The 18,633-nt window shown below is 48.6% G+C and carries 16 protein-coding genes; 7 read left to right on the top strand and 9 right to left on the bottom strand.

Features of this window, described 5'->3' with window-relative positions; translation table 11 throughout:
• The first annotated feature begins 27 nt into the window (after positions 1–27).
• From HGH91_RS23490 to HGH91_RS23465, 6 genes are all read left to right on the top strand, one after another.
• Positions 28–1,173, top strand: coding sequence for a hypothetical protein (locus HGH91_RS23490; RefSeq protein ID WP_168741236.1), 1,146 nt, complete (start codon positions 28–30; stop codon positions 1,171–1,173).
• A 200-nt stretch (positions 1,174–1,373) separates the two neighbouring features.
• Positions 1,374–1,787: a hypothetical protein gene (locus HGH91_RS23485; protein ID WP_168741235.1), complete on the top strand. Its 414-nt coding sequence runs from the start codon at positions 1,374–1,376 to the stop codon at positions 1,785–1,787.
• A 93-nt stretch (positions 1,788–1,880) separates the two neighbouring features.
• Entirely contained in the window at positions 1,881–2,561 is a 681-nt protein-coding gene (locus HGH91_RS23480) for a TMEM175 family protein (protein ID WP_168741234.1), read from the top strand.
• 83 nt (positions 2,562–2,644) lie between these two features.
• The gene (locus HGH91_RS23475; RefSeq protein WP_168741233.1) at positions 2,645–5,182 is read left to right on the top strand and encodes a phosphocholine-specific phospholipase C; all 2,538 of its coding nucleotides are present in this window, start codon (positions 2,645–2,647) and stop codon (positions 5,180–5,182) included.
• 203 nt (positions 5,183–5,385) lie between these two features.
• Positions 5,386–5,955: a hypothetical protein gene (locus HGH91_RS23470; protein WP_168741232.1), complete on the top strand. Its 570-nt coding sequence runs from the start codon at positions 5,386–5,388 to the stop codon at positions 5,953–5,955.
• 174 nt (positions 5,956–6,129) lie between these two features.
• Positions 6,130–7,713 carry a murein L,D-transpeptidase gene (locus tag HGH91_RS23465; protein WP_168741231.1) on the top strand — a complete coding sequence of 528 codons (1,584 nt, stop codon included), beginning with the start codon at positions 6,130–6,132 and terminating at the stop codon, positions 7,711–7,713.
• 1 nt (position 7,714) lies between these two features.
• Here HGH91_RS23465 and HGH91_RS23460 read toward each other — a convergent pair whose 3' ends face one another.
• On the bottom strand, positions 7,715–8,470 hold the full coding sequence (locus tag HGH91_RS23460; protein WP_168741230.1) for a murein L,D-transpeptidase catalytic domain family protein: 756 nt from the start codon (positions 8,468–8,470) through the stop codon (positions 7,715–7,717).
• 314 nt (positions 8,471–8,784) lie between these two features.
• On the opposite strand from HGH91_RS23460, the gene HGH91_RS23455 reads away from it, so the two are divergent.
• Complete coding sequence (locus HGH91_RS23455; protein WP_168741229.1) at positions 8,785–9,564, top strand: Fpg/Nei family DNA glycosylase; 780 nt, start codon at positions 8,785–8,787, stop codon at positions 9,562–9,564.
• On the opposite strand, the gene HGH91_RS23450 is transcribed toward HGH91_RS23455, so the two are convergent.
• The 8 genes from HGH91_RS23450 to HGH91_RS23415 form a co-directional block, all read right to left on the bottom strand.
• Complete coding sequence (locus HGH91_RS23450; RefSeq protein ID WP_168741228.1) at positions 9,553–10,377, bottom strand: SDR family NAD(P)-dependent oxidoreductase; 825 nt, start codon at positions 10,375–10,377, stop codon at positions 9,553–9,555. The two genes, HGH91_RS23455 and HGH91_RS23450, sit on opposite strands and share 12 nt — an antisense overlap.
• 12 nt (positions 10,378–10,389) lie before the next feature.
• Positions 10,390–11,283, bottom strand: a complete 894-nt coding sequence (locus HGH91_RS23445; protein WP_168741227.1) for a phytanoyl-CoA dioxygenase family protein — start codon at positions 11,281–11,283, stop codon at positions 10,390–10,392.
• 282 nt (positions 11,284–11,565) lie between these two features.
• A complete protein-coding gene (locus HGH91_RS23440) occupies positions 11,566–12,165 on the bottom strand; it encodes an NTP transferase domain-containing protein (RefSeq protein WP_168741226.1) in 600 nt (199 codons plus the stop codon).
• A complete protein-coding gene (locus HGH91_RS23435) occupies positions 12,165–13,319 on the bottom strand; it encodes an XdhC family protein (RefSeq protein WP_168741225.1) in 1,155 nt (384 codons plus the stop codon). Before HGH91_RS23435 ends, HGH91_RS23440 begins: the two co-directional genes overlap by 1 nt.
• Positions 13,316–15,535, bottom strand: a complete 2,220-nt coding sequence (locus HGH91_RS23430) for a xanthine dehydrogenase family protein molybdopterin-binding subunit (protein WP_168741224.1) — start codon at positions 15,533–15,535, stop codon at positions 13,316–13,318. The genes HGH91_RS23435 and HGH91_RS23430 overlap by 4 nt, the downstream gene beginning before the upstream one ends.
• Positions 15,532–16,512: an FAD binding domain-containing protein gene (locus HGH91_RS23425; RefSeq protein ID WP_168741223.1), complete on the bottom strand. Its 981-nt coding sequence runs from the start codon at positions 16,510–16,512 to the stop codon at positions 15,532–15,534. The genes HGH91_RS23430 and HGH91_RS23425 overlap by 4 nt, the downstream gene beginning before the upstream one ends.
• The gene (locus tag HGH91_RS23420) at positions 16,509–17,144 is read right to left on the bottom strand and encodes a 2Fe-2S iron-sulfur cluster-binding protein (RefSeq protein ID WP_168741222.1); all 636 of its coding nucleotides are present in this window, start codon (positions 17,142–17,144) and stop codon (positions 16,509–16,511) included. Before HGH91_RS23420 ends, HGH91_RS23425 begins: the two co-directional genes overlap by 4 nt.
• Before the next feature lie 89 nt (positions 17,145–17,233).
• Positions 17,234–18,580: a serine hydrolase domain-containing protein gene (locus tag HGH91_RS23415; RefSeq protein ID WP_168741221.1), complete on the bottom strand. Its 1,347-nt coding sequence runs from the start codon at positions 18,578–18,580 to the stop codon at positions 17,234–17,236.
• Positions 18,581–18,633 lie beyond the last annotated feature (53 nt).

Genomic DNA, 18,633 nt, shown 5'->3' with positions numbered 1-18,633 from the left:
TATGCTGTACGTAATAACAAACATAGTATGAGAACAATTTATTCCCACAGCCGGATCATTTATTTAATCATTGCCCTTTTTTCTTTTGCCAGCAATAGCTTCGCACAAACGCCACTGACCAGCCCTGCGCATATCGGTTTGGTGTATCCGCTGAGCAGCAATGGAAAGAATGCGGCCGCCTATACCAATCATTTTTCTTTACATATTATTGCCGGCTTATCCAAAGCAGAAACAGGAGTAGCCATTGCCGGTATTTCCAATATTATTAAAGAACAGGCTACCGGTGTGCAGATTGGTTGTTTTTCCAATCATATTGGCACTACTTATCATGCCGCTACCATTGCAGGTTTTATGAACCATGTGAAAGGAAATGCGGGTGGTGCAACATTGGCAGGATTCCTTAATTTAGTAGACGGTAATGTAAATGGTTTCCAGGGTGCAGGATTTGCCAACCTGGGGGCTAAAGATGTGAATGGTACGCAGATGGCCGGTTTTATTAATACCGCGCAGAATAACTCTCAGGCGCAGCTGGCCGGATTTTCCAATATCGTTAAGAATAAAGCCACCGTGCAGGTTGCTGGTTTCCTCAATAAAGCCGATACGGTACAACACCAGATCGCCGGGTTTATCAATATTGCGAAGAAGGTGAAAGGTGTGCAGGTAGCGGGTGTTATCAATATTGCCGATAGCAGTGAGTATCCTATTGGACTGGTAAATATTGTGAAAGGAGGAGAGAAGCAGGTGAGTGTATCGATCGATGAAACCATGACCACTATTGCTGCTTTTAAATCCGGCGGTCGTGTGTTGTACGGTATACTGGGCGTAGGATATAACCTGAAAAATAATCCGAATCCACTGTATGCCCTGCAGGGTGGTATAGGCGCACATTGGCCACTGACAGCCCATTTCAGGATCAATGGAGAGGCATTGAATACTGTATTGACCGATTTTAAGAAAGGCTATTATCATCGTCAAACTGTGGGCATTTTCCCTGCCTATCGGTTCGGCAACCGCGTGGAGATATTTGCTGGTCCTACCTTCAATTTCGTGAGCATTAAACATGATGTTGGCCGCGATTTAATCAGTCACTATATCTGGTCGGAAGATGTGAGCCGCAACCGGTTCCATGGAGGGTATATCGGCGCTGCCGGCGGGATCCAGGTAACGCTGTAGAGAGTAGAAAGCTTAAAGCGGAAAGCAAAAAGCTATTGAAGCGGATGATCTTTATGAGGCGTTTCCGGTGACTGCATCCCCGCCGCATGATGGCGTTTTTGTGAAGCTCTGGCAGGGGTGTTCAGGAAAAGAATGGAAATTCCCGACCGGGCTTCTTTTGTGGCATTGTATTTGGAGAAAATTTGCTAAACGCATCATTTATGAAAACATGGCTTTACCTACCGTTGCTCTTACTGGGTTTCATTTTACCTGGTTGCACCAAGAAAACCACTGAGATCGTCATTCCAAATCAAACTATTTTATACGAAATAACGCCGGATGCCTGGGGATATGATAGCAACGGTGGTTTCTACTATTATAATATTAAGGTGCCTGAGTTGAACGGAGTAAATCAAACGGATGGTGTTATTGTATCTATGGCCCGGTATGGTGCCAGTGGCCAAACACCGCAGACGTATGAGTTATTACCGCAGGTATACAATAACCAGTCTTACTTTATCGTCCATGATGACGCTAACCTGGAAGTAGATATCAAAGGTATTAACGGCGCAGCTTCTGTTAAACCAGCTACCAAAGTAAGAGTGAAGATCGTATTAATACCTTCTGTTAACTAGGATTCAGCCAGCTTTACCATTTCTCAACATACATATACAGGGCTCCTGCGAAAGCAGGGGCCTTTTTTATTATGTTTGTAATAAATCCCCTTTATGAGCAAACCAGTCGTATATAATCAGTTGGCCGGACAACGGGTACAGCGTATTGAAGCCCTTAGCGATGGCGTATTTGCTATTGCCATGACTTTGTTGGTATTGGACCTGAAAGTACCGGTAGCCAACGCCCTGCAATCGGAGAAGGAATTGCTGAAAGAGTTGCTGGCCCTGGGACCCAAGATTGCCACTTACTTTGTGGGTTTTATGACGATGGGTATCTTTTGGGTGGGGCAATCGGCGCAACTCACCTATATTGAAAAAACGGACCGGCGTCTCACCTGGTTGTCGGTATTTTTCCTGGCCTTTGTGTCGTTGTTGCCCTTTACCACTGCATATCTCAGCGAGCACCTTCAGTCTAAAGTGGCTATCGGCTTGTATTGGGTCAATATTTTCATGTTGGGATTCATCCTCTATATTCACTGGCATTGTGCCTATGGCAGCGGTTTGGTGAGTGCAAAAGGAGAACAGGGGGCTGCGGTGAGCAGGGCTATGTTACGGCGCATTGTACATGCACAGCTGTTATATGCCGGCGGCGCGCTTATCGGTATTATCTTCCCGGTGGTGAGTGTGGGTTTTATATTTTTGGTGCAACTGAACTACGCCACTGCCTATACGACTTTTATTAAAAACCTTTTCAGAAAAGGCCGTAACAATAACATAACTACCACTCCTCATTGATAGTTGCAGATAGCCCGGATTTTTTATTATTTTCCGCTTTTGATGGATCCCTTTATCAGTGTACATGAAAAAATCAACTATTAATGGATAACAGAAGAGATTTTATTAAGAAGGCGGCGTTGCTATCTGGTGCTGCTGGCGTATTTAGTGCCCTGCCAGCTTCTATTCAGCGGGCAATGGCCATAGACCCCAGGCCTGGAAGTACTTTCCTGGATGCAGAACATATTGTTATACTGATGCAGGAGAACCGTTCCTTTGACCACTGTTATGGTTCCCTGAGAGGTGTACGTGGCTACAATGATCCACGGGCTATACAGTTGCCCAATAAGAACCTGGTGTGGCTGCAAAGCAATGAAAAGAATGAAACCTTTGCTCCTTTCCGTTTAAACCTGAAAGATACGAAAGCCACCTGGATGAGCAGTTTGCCACATTCCTGGGGCAACCAGGTAGATGCCCGCAACAATGGCAAGTACGATAAATGGCTGCTGGTAAAGAAATCGGGCAACAAGGATTGGTCGCCCATGCCACTCACCCTGGGGTATTATAACCGGGAAGATATTCCTTTCTATTATTCCCTGGCCGATGCTTTTACCGTATGTGATCAGAATTTCTGTTCCTCCTTAACCGGTACAACACCCAACAGGCTTTATTTATGGACGGGCACCCTGCGTGATGAGCAAAATGCTTCCTCCAAAGCCAATGTATGGAATGAGGATGTGGATTACGGCAGCGAAGCGCATTGGACCACTTTCCCCGAGCGTTTGGAAGATAATGGCATTTCCTGGAGGATCTATCAGAATGAAATCAGTGCAGCGGGATTGGAGGGAGAGAAAGACGGTATGCTGGCCAACTTCACCGACAACCCAATAGAATGGTTTACTGCGTTCAATGTACGTTTTGCTGCGGGGTATATCGCTTACCTGCAACAGCAAGTAAAAGAGCTGCCGGGAAAAATAGCAGAAACGGAAGCCAAACTGAAAACCACGTCTGGTGAGGAGGCTACTAAGTTGCAAAAACAACTTACCCAGCAACAGACCGGCCTTGAGAAGGCAAAGAAGGACGCGGAACAATTTACCGCTGCCAATTTCGCCAAGTTGTCGCCCAGGGCGCAGCAACTGCATAACAAAGCCTTTACTACCAATATCAACGACCCCGACTATCATGAGCTGGAAACACTCACCTATAAAGATGGGGATAAAGAGAGAACAGTACAGGTACCGAAAGGCGATATCCTGCACCAGTTCAGGACAGATGTGAACGAGGGTAAACTGCCTACCGTATCATGGCTGGTAGCGCCGGGCGAGTTTTCAGACCATCCGGGTTCGCCCTGGTACGGTGCCTGGTATGTGTCGGAAGTACTGGATATTTTGACTAAAAAGGAAGAGGTGTGGAAAAAGACCATTTTCATTTTATGTTACGATGAAAATGATGGTTACTTTGACCATGTGCCTCCTTTTGTAGCGCCTCATAAACCTGGTACCGGCCTGGTATCTGAAGGGATTGACACTGGTATTGAGTATGTAACCCGGGAGGAAGAGCAAGCCAAGAAATACCTGCGACCGGATGAAGTCAGGGAAAGCCCGATTGGATTGGGATACCGGGTGCCACTGGTAATTGCTTCTCCCTGGAGCAGGGGCGGATATGTGAATTCGGAAGTATGCGATCATACTTCTATCCTGCAGTTTATGGAGCATTTCCTGCAGCATAAAACAGGCAAGGCCATCAGTGAAACGAATATTTCCGCCTGGCGCCGGGCTGTATGCGGAGATCTTACCTCCGTATTCCGTCCGTTTAACGGCGAAAAAATACATGTACCATTCCCGGAAAGGAATGAGTTTATAGAAATGGTGCATAACGCCCGGTTTAAGAAACTGCCGGATGGCTTTAAGTCCTTGACAGCAGCAGAGGTGGCACAGGTTAATCAAAACCCGGCGGGATCTGAATGGATGGCCCACCAGGAAAAGGGGATCCGTGTGGCCAACGCGTTGCCGTATGAGTTATATGTAAATGGTAAGCTGAGCGCCGATAAACAGCGTTTTGAAATCGGTTTTGAGGCGGCTAACAAAGTATTTGCCCAGCAGGCAGCCGGATCGCCATTTAACGTATATGCACCCGGGAAATACCTGCAGGAAACCACGCAAACAATGGAGCCGGTGAGGACGTGGTCCTATGGCGTAAAAGCGGGCGATAAATTAACGGATAACTGGCCATTGTTGTCTTTTGAAGATGCGCACTATCATTTGCGGGTATACGGACCTAATGGATTTTTCCGGGAGTTTGCCGGCGATGCCAATGATCCGCAGGTGGAAATACAGGTGGGTTATCAGCTTAGCCTTACCAACAGCCGGAAACTAACCGGTAATTTGGAGGTGAAGTTAATGAACCACGGGGCTAAAGCGGCAGCAATAGTTATTACTGACCTGGGCTATCATAAAGGCGCGCTGAAGAAAACCGTAGCGGCTAAAACGGAAGCGGTGTTAATCGTGGACTTGTCTAAGAGCCACGGCTGGTACGACTTTTCGGTAAAGGTGGCCGGCAGCCACCTGTTTGAGCAACGATATGCAGGCCGCGTAGAAACGGGTAAAGAAACGTATAGCGATCCTGTAATGGGAAGGGTATAGTATTATCAAGTAACCTATTATTATGTAAAGGGAGTACCTGGAAAACAGGTACTCCTTATCTTTTTATAGGTATTGGTTTGAACTAAATTATAAGATTTTTGTTATTTGTTTTTTTGTATATTGACTTAGGTGTTGGTGATCCCGAATCTGTCTAAGCCTCAACTCAAATTACCTATTCATTAAAACATCCAAAATCTCTTTTTATGAAACGTTCTAACTGTCACCTGTACTGGTTACTTTCATTGGTTATGATACTTGCTTTTGTGGCCTGTTCTAAAGAGGGTTCTCAAGGCCCTGCTGGTCCTGCCGGTCCTGCTGGCCCTGCCGGCCCCGCTGGTCCTGCCGGTGCGGATGCCGCTGGCATTACCTATTCGGCCTGGGAACCTTTAGCATTTGATTCCATCCGGGATAATAATGGTGTAGCCACAAAGACTGGTTTTTTTGCCATTATTGATGCCCCCAAACTGACAGATGATATCCTTAACAAGGGGCTGGTGAATGTTTATTTTAATTTCGATTCTACTTCCAAGCCGTATATTGTACCGGTACCTTATGTGGATAACAATATGTATATCACCTACCAGGCGCAGAAAGGAAGTATCTATATTGTTTCAAATATAGATCTGAGCGGTGGTTCCATTCATACGGGAGACAGTCCTATTAACCTGTTCCGGTATGTGTTGGTACCAGGAGCTACAGCGGCGCGCAGCGCCAACGGGGTAGACTGGAAAAATTATGCGTCTGTGAAGAAATTTTATGGCCTGAAAGACTAGGTACAGATAAAATCACAACGATACAAAGTCCTTCTTCCCGCCTTGAACCGGGAAGGGGGACTTTTTGTTGAGGTATATGCACAATTTGTTCCCGGTAGGCTACGTGAGGGGTTGTTTTTCTAGCTGCGGTACAGTATCTGGCGACCGGCTTTTATTTTGCTAACTGATATAATTATGGAAAGGCAAATTTTGAAGGTGTTGCTGGCTTGCCTTATTGTGGCCGCCTGCAAGGGACCTTCCTCCCCAGGTACCTCGTCACCCCCGGAATCCCAAGAAGAAGATACGGTCAGTCCCCGTAATAGGGGGATTACCTCCGCAAATGCCTATAATGATCTGTTCCTGGATAGTATGGCGGTAGAAAAATTTATTCAGCAAAAGCAGTTGGACAGCCATATGGCTAACCGGCTGCGAAGTTTTTACAATACCCGCAATTATGAGTTTGCCTGGCTGGATAGCAAGGGGCCTACTGAACAGGCCTCGGCCTTTCAGAGCTTGTACAGCTATAGCAAGGATACGGGTAGCAGCAAGGCCATCGATATCCGTTTAGACGGGCTAAAAGCGGAAGACAGCCTGGTGATCACCGCCAATAATCCTGAAATGACTCATCTTGAATTGCAGCTAACTGTGCGATTGGTGGCTTATTTCAGGAAACGGGGTGGTAGTGTGGAGCAAATAGAGCATATGGTGCCCGCCCAACGTTATGAAGTGATGCGGCTGGCTGATTCCATGCTGAAAACAAATGACCATTTATTTCCGGCAGTAGCGCCTATGAAAGCGCCGCTCAAAGCCTATATAGGATATGTGCGCGACGGAGGCTGGGATACGTTGCCCCGGGTTGGCAAAGGATACCGGAAAGGTCAATCTTCTCCCAATATCCGGTTGGTAAAAAAACGATTAGCCATTACCGGGGAGCTGGCAGACGAGGATAGCAGTGCGGTATTTGACGATACCCTGGAAATGGCGGTAAATACTTTTCGTAACCACCATGGCTACACGGAAAACGGGGTATTGAATGATACCATTACCAGGGAGTTGAACGTATCTGCACAGGCGCGCCTGCAGCAGCTGCTGATCAACATGGAAAGAATGAAATGGATGCCAGAAGCGGATAAAGGCAAGCTGATACTGGTCAATATCCCCGCTTTTAAACTACATGTGGTAGAAGGCAGCCGGAAACTTTTTGATATCGACATTATCGTTGGAAAGGAAGGGCACAGCACTACCATGTTTTCGGGTTGGCTGAGCCAGGTGGTGTTTAGTCCTTATTGGAATATTCCACGCAGTATTATAAGAAAGGAGATATTACCGGCTATGAACCGGCGGCCGGGTTACCTGGCATCGAAGCATATGGAAATAGTGGGGCATCAAAACGGGTTGCCGGTTATCAGGCAGTTGCCGGGACCGCATAACGCGTTGGGCCGGGTAAAATTCCTCTTCCCCAATAGTTATAACATTTACTTCCATGATACACCGGAGAAGAGCTTGTTTAACCACGATATCCGGACCTACAGCCATGGTTGTATCCGGCTGAAGGACCCAATGAGAATGGCACAGTTTGTACTGGAAAATTCGCCGGAGTGGACCACCGAAAAGATCACGGCGGCCATGGACAGTGGTAAGCAAACCTATGTAGCAGTGAAGCACCCGGTACCAGTGATTATCACCTATTTTACTGCCTGGGCAGAAGGGGACACGTTACATATAGCACCGGATGTATATGATCACGATATTCCTTTCCGGAATAAGTTGTTCCTGTAGCTTAGGAAGCGGTGCTGTTGTGCCTCAGGATTTTTGTGTGGGCAGAATAATATTTATCGGGGCTGTATAAAAACAGGCAGGTCCCGTTCTGTATCCGCTGAATTACCTTACGATGAATATCGATGGGAATAGCGGGGCATCCCAGGCTGCGGCCAATATAGCCCTGTACCTTAGCCAGGCTTTCATTAACATAGTCGGCACTGTGCATCACGATGCCCCTGTTGAGTGCATTGTCGTTGATGCCGGCTTCCTCGCCTTCCAGGCGAAGGGATAATCCATGCTCACCGTTGTAGGTGTCGCCGGTAATGTAAAATCCAAGGCTGCTTTTAAAGCTGTTCATCTTATTGGAAAAGGTATTGGCAATATCTTTTCCTGAATTTCTGCCATGTGATACGAGGGTGTTGAACAACAACAGCTTGTTTTTGAGATCTATTACGAACAGGCGTTTTTTGGTACTGGGCAGTGAGAAATCAACAATAGACAAGATATCCGGATTTTTTACCCTTCCGGTTTCTTCCAGGTGCTGAAAACCCAATAGTGCGTTTTCAAATGCTTCCCGGGATAAACCGGCAGAGTCGAGCCGCATGATATCGTACAAACTTTCTTCCTTTTGTGTAGAATCGGTTTTAACGCCGTTGCGTACCGGTTGATTGGCCGCAGTTGACTTTTCGGAAGTAGTAAGTGTAGTAATCAGAAAAACAAAGAGGCAAATAGCACTGATAAAAATTAACGGTTTAATCGTTTTCTTCACATTCATTTTCACTCCGTAATTTGTTAGGTGATTGATTAAAAAGGCATAGGTCACGAAGTTAACTGATTCTGGCCTGGAATAAAACCCCAAAAGACTGTTTGAGTTCGCTTGAAAATTGGTTTTAACAGCGCTTTCACATACATGAGAAAAACATATAAATGCTAAACATTGGTTAAAGCATAGAAATATCCCGATAATTGATTATTTTATGTGATATAACTTCAGCAGATAGTTTCGTAGAAAGAGAAAACTGCCATAAAAACGGGTCGGTTCTTGCGCCGGCCCTTTTGTTATTATCCATTCATTTAAACTAATGAGCCATGCCTGAATTACCCGATTTGCAAGCATTTCGTCATAACCTCGAAAAGAAATTATTGCATCAGCAGCTGAAAACAATTACTGTAAAGAACAGTAAGAAACTAGCGGTTGCTGAAAAGACGCTGCAATCTGCCCTGGAAGGGCAAAAGTTGAAAGAGATACAGCGGGTGGGGAAGGAATTACATTTTGTATTTCAGAATGGGCATGTACTGGGCATGCACCTCATGTTGCATGGCAAGTTATACTTCTTTGAACATCAAAATAAAGAGAAGTACACGATCGCCGAATTATTGTTTGGCAACGGAACGGGGTTAGCCATTACTGATTTCCAGGGCTCGGCCAACATAGCGCTGGATCCTGCCGAAAAAACGGCTCCAGACGCCCTGTCAGATGATTTTAATGAAAATTACCTGAAGACGCAGTTGAGCAAGAAAAAGACCGGTATTAAAAAATTCCTGTTGGATCAAAAACAGGTGTTGGGCATCGGGAATGCTTATGCCGATGATATTTTATGGTACGCCAGAATCTCTCCTTTTTCCATCTGTAATAAAATCCCTGCCGCCAAGGTGAAAGCACTGTTATCTGCCATCAAGCATATTTTACGGGAGGCAGAAAAGAAGATACTTAAAAGCAACCCCGACATTGTTCACGGAGAAGTCCGGGACTTTATGCTGGTACATAATGCCAAATTAAAGGAAAGTCCCGGTGGCGCTGCCATCCATAAAGATACCGGTGGCGGCAGAAAAACTTATTATACAGATGAACAGGAATTATTTGAGTAGCATTCCCGACGCCAAAACTGTATCCGGGGCAGTGTCCCGCGGCTCATAAATTCCTCCGGCGATTTTTTCCACAAAGGCTTTGGGGAAAAATTTGGGCAGCCAGGCGTTCAATTTATTGGTGAAGCCGGGCACAATTTCCGCTTTGCCGCTAAACAAGCCATCAACGGCTATTTTAGCTACCCGTTCTGGTGTCATATTAAACCGGTCGGCAATCTTCCGGGTGCGGTTGCCCATGCGCGCCCTGTTTACAAAATCGGTGTCGGTACTACCTGGACTCAGTGCGCTCACGGAAATATTGGAGTGCCGCAGTTCATGCCGGAGTCCACGGGTAAACGATAATGCAAAGGCTTTGGTAGCCGCGTAAATATTCAGGTAGGGCACCGTTTGATAAGCGGTAGTGCTGGCCAGGTTAAGCAGGTACGCCCTTGGGAACTGCCGTAGTACCGGGATATAGGCGTACGACAGGCTTACCTGCGCTCTTATATTTACATCGATGATGTTCAGCTGTTCGGGCAGCGTTAATGTTTCAAACGCGCCATTGATGCCATACCCGGCATTATTTACCACTACCGATAATAAGTCGTGGTAGGTGCTGCTCCAGGTAGTTACCCGTTGCGCAGCATCGGGGGCAGATAAATCCTGGTGCAGCGTGTGTACGTGTACGTGATATTGTGCCGACAATGCTTCTGCAGTAGCTGCCAGGGTAGTTTGGTCTATATCTACCAGCAATAGGTGATAATTTCTTTCTGCCAGTTGAGCCGCAATGGCTTTCCCTATTCCTTTGGCTGCGCCGGTAATTAATGCGTATGACATAGTTGTTATTTTTTAGAGAGAAGGAGTGTTTACTTCCGCCAGTTTATCCCCGTGTGCGGTAACGTTTGCCCACTGCGGCTTGCCGCCATAGAGGTGTTGTTTAAACTGGGCCAGCTTATGATAGAAAGGCGTGGGGCTATTGGCTGTTTTAGGCTGGTAGTCGCCGGTAATGATAGGGATGTACATCACCCGCCGGCGGCTTTTTTCGCCGGTGTAGGGCGACTGCTGTACGCGGTGCCACAGGCGCCCATCATGCACGGTAAGATCGCCTGCTTCGATATCGAAGCCTACTTCCTTTTTATCGGGATTGTTATCGATGAAATATTTCTTTCTGAATAATAGTTTAAAAAGGCCTTGTTCGTGCGTGCCGGGCAGTACCCGTAAACCACCGTTATCCAGCGGGCAATCGTCGAGGTGAATGCCTACGTTGAGCATAGGAAGAATGCGCGAGCCAAGGAACAGATCACGCGGACTATCCGTATGCCAGCCCAGCTGTTTGAATTGGCTGGCGGCAGTATTGACATAATGGTTGATCACCAGTCCATCTTTTTCATTTTCGCCTATCCTGCCGCTATAGGGGCCCAGTAATGCGATGAGCGACTGGAGCCTCTGGTCTTTCAGCAATTCACGTAAGGCATTGCTGAAGTGGGAAGCGAAAGCAATGCGTTGAATGAGCGGAGCGCCGTTGATGTCGGTGCCGAATTTCAACGGGATACCATTTACTTTCTGCACCTGGTTGCGTAGCAGGAAGTCCTGTACCTGCGCTACCTCGGTATGAATATGGGCGAGTGTATGTTTATCCAGGAAATTTTTAAACTGGATGATTCCATGTTGATGGAAATACTGGAGATGCGTGTTGTTGATCCCCTCCTCGAGGCGGAATATGGGTTGGTTGTTCGTGTTCATGACGAATGTGTTTAGGCTGACAGTAATGTTGGTTGTTGAAATAAAAATGCAAAGCGGCAATGGTGGGAGGCCGCAGGTGGGATGGGCGTTAACAACAACAATAAACAGCTGCTGGCTGTTGCGGGCGATTGATCAGATGGTATAACCGGTGTCGGTTAGGTGGATAATAATTAGCGTCCATGGTATACGATTTTTATTAGTCTACTAATTTTGTAGACAAATATAAACATTCACTGTTAATAACAAAAAAATATTTTCCTGCTGCCGGTGCTGGCAAGGATATTATTGACCGGTATTATTCAGCAGTGCTTCGTAATCGCTGTTGGTATCGATATCTATGGCGCCTTCGGGAAAATGGCGTGTAGCTACCTGGCCTGCGTGTTGCAACAATATTTTTTTAGCCCCTTCCTGCCCGCTGAGAGACAGCAGTTGGGGGAAGAATTTTTTATCGAAGAGTACCGGCGTACCTATTGTGTCGCCATAGGAAGCCGCTATCAAGCCTTTGCCGCTGGATTTTTTGAGGGCGTAGAGGTCTTGCAGCAGGGTAGTGCTGATATGTGGCTGATCGCATAAAAGCAGCAGTGCGCTGGAGGTATTGGGTTGTAGCTGCAGCAGGTGTTGCAGGCCTGCTTTAATAGAGCTGCCCATGCCGGTAGGCCAGTGTGGATTAACCACCGTATGCACTTTTTCTGTTGGGAGTTGTTGTTTGATCTGGGTAGCAAATGCACCCAGCACCACCACTACAGGCATAGGACCCGATTGCTGGGCGGTGTGTACTACATTTTGTAACAGGCTTTTATGTTGAAAAGGCAGTTGCTGTTTTGGGGTGCCCAGTCTCTTTGAGGCGCCAGCGGCGAGGATGATGATACCGGTTGTTTCCATTATAATACTTGTTGGAGGATGATTTGTTGCTCGCGTGGATGAATAGTGGTATTTCTTTCCCGTAAGGAAGTAGCGGCTGTTGCCGACATCACTGATTTTATTTCACTAATAACGGAGAGTGCAATTTCTTCCGGTGTTTCTGCACCGAGGTCCAGTCCTGCCGGTCCGTGTATACGTGCCCGTTGCTGCCGGGAAACCGGGATACGGTTTTCCATGAGTTCATTGAGCATACGTTGTAATTTTTTGGCGGGTCCCAATACGCCTATATACGGCAGCGGAAGTGGCAGTAATTGCGCCAGCAGGGCCAGGTCGTAATTATAGTTATGGGTCATAAGCACTACTGCAGTATAGGCGTCGGGGTTTACCGCCGACAGGAGTTGTGCCGGTTTGGCCAATACTACCTGGGTGGCATCGGGGAACCTTGCTTTGGTAGGGTATAGGGGACGTCCATCGGCCACAATAGTGCGCCATCCCAGCAGGCTGGCCATTTTTATCAGCGGCATTACGTCATTGCCGGCGCCGGCAACGAGTAACTGTACCGCGGGTGGCAGATAGGCTGTGTGCGCAGTAAAGTGGTTGTTACCGGCCTGGTAAGTTTTGGTAAAAGAGGTGTGTGTATCCAGCGCCACCTGTGCATCGGCCATCACAGCCTGTTGGAGCTTCCTGTCTTCGATAGGGTATACTGTTTGCCCGTTGGCACCCAATAGCAGGCAGGTGCCGGGTTGAGGTCCTTTACGCTGGCGCAGGCTAAAAAGGGTAACCAGCACGGCGGGACTGCGATGTGCAATGGCTTCCTGGAGCAGTGCCAGTGGATTGCCAGGAACGGCAGCGTTGACAGGTTCCAGGAGAATATGAATAATACCGTTGCATCCGAGTCCTACGCCGAGTGTAGCATCGTCTTCATCGTTGGTGTCGTAGGTAACCAGCATGGGCTGCTGTTGCAGTATTACCAGCTGGGCTTTGCGCAAGGCATCGCCTTCGAGGCATCCACCGCTGATGGCGCCGGTGAGTGTACCATTTTCGGTTACCAACATACGCGCGCCAGGTTGGCGATACGCCGATCCTTCTACGTGTACTACCGTAGCCAGTGCCGTTTTCAGTCCCTGCTGGCAAGCGTTGTGATAAGCTCTTACGATATCTTCCAGTTCTTTCATGCGGTTGCGTTTTCGGTGGAGACAATATGCAATAGCTTATCCGGTGTGATAGGCAGGTCGCGCACGCGTATGCCGGTGGCATGAAATACCGCATTGGAAACAGCGGCGGCAAATCCTATCAGCGCAATTTCTCCCAATCCTTTGGAGCCCATGGGGTTGATATACGGATCTTTTTTATTAACGAAATACACATCGGTGGGGGGCGTATCTGCGTTGACCGGTACGTGGTAATCGGCGTAGTTATTATTCACAAAGCGGCCGAAGCGGTGATCGAGTATGGCCTCTTCCGTTAGTGCCATTCCGATGCCACCTACTACGCCGCCAATCATCTGGCTGCGGGCTGTTTTGGTATTAACGATGGCACCTGCATCAGCCACACTTACGATATGTTGTATGCGTACTACGCCAGTAGCGGGATGGACATGCACTTTGGCAAAGTGTACAGAGAAAGAGTACATGGAATATTTCTTTCTTTCCTCGCCGCCCTGGGAGGTAGCTGTTACTTTTACTTCCGGCAGCTTTTGTTGTTGGAGGAGAGCTTCGTGCGTAATTTTTGTTTGCCGGTCGGCAGTGATGAGTTGTCCATCTTCATAAATAATCAGCTCCGGGGTGGTTTGTTTGAATGCAGGCACCTGGCTGATAGCGAGGTTCGCCAATTCTTTCAGCAGGGCATGGCAAACATCTGATACGGCGCTGCCAACAGTTGATACGGTAGCAGATCCTCCCTGTTCCGGTGCATAGGGAAAGGTGGACTCACCCAACATGAAAGTTATTTTATCCGGGGAGATGCCGGTAACATCGGCGGCGATTTGTACCATCGCTGTGGCGGTACCGGGACCAATATCTGCGGCGGCGCTCTGCAAGGTGAGGGTGCCGTCGGATTTTAGTATAGCCGATACCGTAGCTTTGCCGCGATAGGCGCCGAAGGTGCCGCTGCTCATGCCATAGCCTACCAGCATGCCGTTTTCCTGCATGCTGCGGGGCGCCGGGTTGCGGCTGGACCAACCAATTTTTTCTGCTCCTATCTGGTAAGCTTCCTTCAGGTATTTACTGGAGAAAGGGAGGTTTCGTTCAGGGTCGGTATCGGCATGATTGAGGATACGCAATTGCAGCGGATCTATTTTCAGTTTGTAGGAGAGCTCATCTATGGCCGATTCCAGGGCGAAGGAACCGGTGGCTTCTCCCGGGCCCCGCATCCAGATGGGCGTGCTCATATTGAGCGGTACCAGCTGGTAGCGGGTATTTACGTTGGGGCAATCGTACATGAATTTCGTCATGGCCACAATGCCCTCTGTAAAGTCTTCATAAGGCGACGTGATAGCGACGGCTTCATGGGTAATGCCCGTTAATTTCCCGTCGGCGGTGGCGCCCATGCTTATTTTCTGGCTGGAGTTGGGGCGGTATCCTACCAGTGTAAACATTTGTTCGCGGGTGATCACCAGCTTTACCGGCTTACGTATTTTTTTGGCAGCCAGTATGGTGGCAATTTCCAGTGGCCATACACGGAGCGCCATGCCAAATGCGCCGCCTACAAACCGGGAGTGGACGGTAATATTTTGTTCGGGGATTTCAAACAGTTCCTGTATCGTTTCCTGTACGCTTTTTACGCCCTGTGTTTTGGCGTAGAGCGTGAGGGTGTCGGGTGAGGTCCAGTGTGCAATGATGCCTGCCAGCTCCATGGGATTGTGTACTTCCAGTGGGATGGTGTATTGGGCGCTGTGGGTAACGGGTGCTTTTTGCCAGGCGTTGATTTCTCCACGGGAGTAGTCTTTCATGCGGTTGTTCTGAAAGGCTTTATCCATGCCGGCTTCCATATTGGTATAATGCGTTTCCTGGTTGTACTGTACCTCTACCAGGGAGGCGGCATATACTGCGCGTTCCATGGTGTTGGCCACTACAATAGCTACTGGCTGCCCGTTGGAATAGATGCGGTTATCGCGGAAAATTTGCAGGCCGTTTTTGTCACCCGGATTCGTTTTTTTATATCCCGGTACCGGCGGTGCGTTCAGGTGCGACACGACATCTGCTACGCCGGGTGCGCGCAATGCTTTGGTGGTGCTGATGCTGGCAATGGCGCCGCAGCTGATGGTACTGCAAACCAATGCAGCGAATTGCATATCCGCCGGTTGGTGGTCGGCAAAGTATTTGGCTCCGCCGGTTACTTTCAGGCGACCATCCACGCGGTCCATGGGTTGTCCTGTTTGTGGTTTTTTCATGCGGTAGCAGCTTTTAGTAAGGCAGTTTGAATACTATTGAATGCCAGGTCTTTTTTAAAGCCGTTGTGGGCGTATGTTTTAGCGCCCTGAGTGGCGATGGTTGCCGCCAGCCGGAAGTTGTCGCTGGTAGGCGCTTTGCCGGTGAGCGCTTTTTCTGCATCGGGCAGGCGCCAGGGTTTATGTGCTACACCTCCCATGGCTATACGAATATTGCGTATCACGTTGTCGCTGATATCCATGGCCACGGCTACGGATACCAGTGCGAAGGCATAGGAGGCGCGATCGCGTACTTTGAGGTAGCAGATATGTTTGGTGAATGGGTGCGGGGGTATTTCTACAGCCGTGATCAATTCGTTTTTAGCCAGGTTATTATCCAGCTGTGGGGTATTACCGGGCAGGCGGTGAAAGTCGGTAAATGGAATGCGGCGTTCACCTTTAGGTCCTGCTACCAGCACGGTGGCGTCGAGGGCGGCCAGTGCTACGCACATGTCGCTCGGGTGAACGGCGATGCAGTTGTCGCTGGCGCCGAAAATGGCGTGCATACGGTTAATGCCGCCGATAGCGCCGCAGCCACTGTTGGGCTGACGTTTGTTACAGGGCATAGACGTATCGTAGAAATAGGTGCAGCGGGTGCGTTGCATCATGTTGCCACCTACAGTAGCCATATTGCGTAGTTGTTGGGAAGCGCCAGCCAGCAGGGCTTCCGACAACAGTGGATGTTGTGTTTTTACCAGCTCATGTGCGGCCAGGTCGCTGTTGAGCACCAGGGCGCCTATGTGCAGGGTATTACCATCCTGCCGGATCTCCCGGAGAGGGAGCTGGTTGATGTCGATCAGTTTTTCCGGTAAGGTGACCCCGTTTTTCATGAGGTCGAGCAGGTTGGTGCCACCGGCAATGAAGCGGGCGCTATGATCGCGTGCCATAGCGTCTATGGCAGCTTTAAGGCTGTTGGGTCTTACGTAGGAGAAAGGATTCATGCTGTTTGTCCTCCATTTTTTACATCCATGATGGCGTTTACAATATTGTCGTATGCACCGCAGCGGCAGATGTTGCCGCTCATGAATTCGCGGATTTGTTCCGGTGAGCCGGCATGCCCTTCGTGCAGGCAGGCTACGGCCGACATGATTTGTCCGGGAGTACAATATCCGCATTGGAAGCCATCGTGCCGGATGAATGCTTCCTGTACCGGGTGCAGCTGATCGCCGTTGGAGAGGCCTTCGATGGTGGTGATTTTTTTGCCTTCCTGCATTACGGCGAGGGTGAGACAGGAATTGATGCGCTGGCCATTGACATGTACCGTGCAGGCGCCGCATTGGCCGTGGTCGCAGCCTTTTTTAGTACCGGTCAGCGCCAGCTGTTCCCGTAGGAGATCCAGCAGGGTAACGCGGGGCTCTACGGAGAGCTGCATTTTCTTCCCGTTTATTTCCAGGTTGACCGGCATCTTTTCGAATACGGCGGCTATGGCTTCGTCATGCTGCGCGGCCTTTAGCACCAGTGGCGGTGCCAAGGCCAGCGCCATAACAGCAGAAGATTGTTTCAGGAAATCGCGGCGGGCTTCCTGTTTATCTTTTTTTGGTGGAACAGATGATGGCTTGTTTTCCTGTGGCATTTTGCACCCGTTTTTTTTCACTAATAAGTTAGCGAAAAAAAATGGTTCCGGGTGCTAAACTTTGATGTATGGTGAACGGAAAAATTGGTCTATTGTTTAGGGGCTACCTGGGTTTCCCCGTTGCGGGTTATGCGCATGGCGGTAGCGTTGCCATTGTTGTCGGTTACGAACTCAATATCGAAGCCGGCCTCATTGTCCAGGAAAAAGTGCGTATTATCTGCTGCGCTCATAGGCGATCTGGGGCCTTTGTCGGGATAAGCCACCAGCTGCCCGTTTTCCAGTTTAAGCTCTACCAGCAGTGAATGTACCGTAATCTTATACATGCCGGTGTATTTTTTCAGGATGTCTTCACTCAATTTTATCGCTATTTTCTTTGTTGGTATATAGTACGGTTGTTGGTAACAGGCGGCCAGTATGCTTTTGGCGATGCCGTTGAGCGCAGGGGTTTCAGTATTGCTGAGTAAAATAATGCAGATATCATCTTCCGGTACTCTCAGTAGCTGGGAGCGGAAGCCAAAAATGCCACCGCTGTGCATCACTGCTTTATGTCCAAAGAGACTGTCTATTTCCCAACCAAATCCATAATGGTTTTTTACCGGCGTGGTGGCGAGGGCGATAGATGGTGCGCTGATAATGCGGTTTTGTTGCAGCGCCTGGTGAAAGCGGTACAGGTCGCCGGTGGTAGAATAAACCGCGCCAGCAGAAAAAGACACGGATGAATCTACCAGTGGAGATATTTTCGTGTAATCATTCAGGCTGTCGGCTACATATCCAATAGTTCTGTTGCTGCTCTGCAAGTGCGCAAAGTCAAACCCGCTGTGTTGCATGCCGGCTGGTTTGAAAATATATTTCCTCACTGCGGCTTCCCAGGGCATGCCGGTGGCTTTATGCACAATATATCCCAGCATGGAATACCCAGAGTTACTATAGTTCCAGTCGGTACCGGGTGAAAAATCCAGCGGTTTATCTTTAAACAGTGCGATCATTTTTTCTTCTGTAGCTGGTTGTTCGGGGTGCCAGAGGTCCTTGTCCAGCCTGGTATAATTGAAGATGCCGGAAGTATGCGACAGCAGTTGACGGATGGTAATACTATCGCCATGTGGATAAGCCGGGTAGAATTTGCTGATGTGGTCGTCGAGTGATAACTGATGCAGCTCTACGAGTTTTAGGATCAGGGTGGAGGTAAAGGTTTTGGTAACAGAAGCCAGCTGGTATTGACTGCTGGTAGTATTGGGGGTATGTTCGTTTACGTTAGCCGGACCATAGGCTTTATCTACCAGTATTTGTCCATGTACCGCCACGAGTGCTGTGCCGGAAAACTGGTGCTGGTCATGATAAGCATAGAGGAGGGTATCAATTTTTTGTGCAGTGGTTTGGGCATACAGGGTTTGTACCGCGAGGACGGCGCACAATAGGGGGAGTATTCTCTTGAGCATTGCAAAAATTTTTGGAAAGGTAGTCCCGGGGATGGGAAATGGGGTGGTAAATG

It is taken from the genome of Chitinophaga eiseniae (genome assembly GCF_012641265.1).
Classification (GTDB): domain Bacteria; phylum Bacteroidota; class Bacteroidia; order Chitinophagales; family Chitinophagaceae; genus Chitinophaga; species Chitinophaga eiseniae_A.
Note: the sequence above shows the minus strand (reverse complement) of the source record. Positions and strands in the feature narration are given on the sequence as shown.

What these genes read in the sequence shown, in the direction of transcription:
- HGH91_RS23490 (WP_168741236.1), top strand. Translation starts at nt 28, where the DNA reads ATGAGAACAATTTATTCCCACAGCCGGATCATTTATTTAATCATTGCC.
- HGH91_RS23485 (WP_168741235.1), top strand. Translation starts at nt 1,374, where the DNA reads ATGAAAACATGGCTTTACCTACCGTTGCTCTTACTGGGTTTCATTTTA.
- HGH91_RS23480 (WP_168741234.1), top strand. Translation starts at nt 1,881, where the DNA reads ATGAGCAAACCAGTCGTATATAATCAGTTGGCCGGACAACGGGTACAG.
- HGH91_RS23475 (WP_168741233.1), top strand. Translation starts at nt 2,645, where the DNA reads ATGGATAACAGAAGAGATTTTATTAAGAAGGCGGCGTTGCTATCTGGT.
- HGH91_RS23470 (WP_168741232.1), top strand. Translation starts at nt 5,386, where the DNA reads ATGAAACGTTCTAACTGTCACCTGTACTGGTTACTTTCATTGGTTATG.
- HGH91_RS23465 (WP_168741231.1), top strand. Translation starts at nt 6,130, where the DNA reads ATGGAAAGGCAAATTTTGAAGGTGTTGCTGGCTTGCCTTATTGTGGCC.
- HGH91_RS23460 (WP_168741230.1), bottom strand. Translation starts at nt 8,470, where the DNA reads ATGAATGTGAAGAAAACGATTAAACCGTTAATTTTTATCAGTGCTATT.
- HGH91_RS23455 (WP_168741229.1), top strand. Translation starts at nt 8,785, where the DNA reads ATGCCTGAATTACCCGATTTGCAAGCATTTCGTCATAACCTCGAAAAG.
- HGH91_RS23450 (WP_168741228.1), bottom strand. Translation starts at nt 10,377, where the DNA reads ATGTCATACGCATTAATTACCGGCGCAGCCAAAGGAATAGGGAAAGCC.
- HGH91_RS23445 (WP_168741227.1), bottom strand. Translation starts at nt 11,283, where the DNA reads ATGAACACGAACAACCAACCCATATTCCGCCTCGAGGAGGGGATCAAC.
- HGH91_RS23440 (WP_168741226.1), bottom strand. Translation starts at nt 12,165, where the DNA reads ATGGAAACAACCGGTATCATCATCCTCGCCGCTGGCGCCTCAAAGAGA.
- HGH91_RS23435 (WP_168741225.1), bottom strand. Translation starts at nt 13,319, where the DNA reads ATGAAAGAACTGGAAGATATCGTAAGAGCTTATCACAACGCTTGCCAG.
- HGH91_RS23430 (WP_168741224.1), bottom strand. Translation starts at nt 15,535, where the DNA reads ATGAAAAAACCACAAACAGGACAACCCATGGACCGCGTGGATGGTCGC.
- HGH91_RS23425 (WP_168741223.1), bottom strand. Translation starts at nt 16,512, where the DNA reads ATGAATCCTTTCTCCTACGTAAGACCCAACAGCCTTAAAGCTGCCATA.
- HGH91_RS23420 (WP_168741222.1), bottom strand. Translation starts at nt 17,144, where the DNA reads ATGCCACAGGAAAACAAGCCATCATCTGTTCCACCAAAAAAAGATAAA.
- HGH91_RS23415 (WP_168741221.1), bottom strand. Translation starts at nt 18,580, where the DNA reads ATGCTCAAGAGAATACTCCCCCTATTGTGCGCCGTCCTCGCGGTACAA.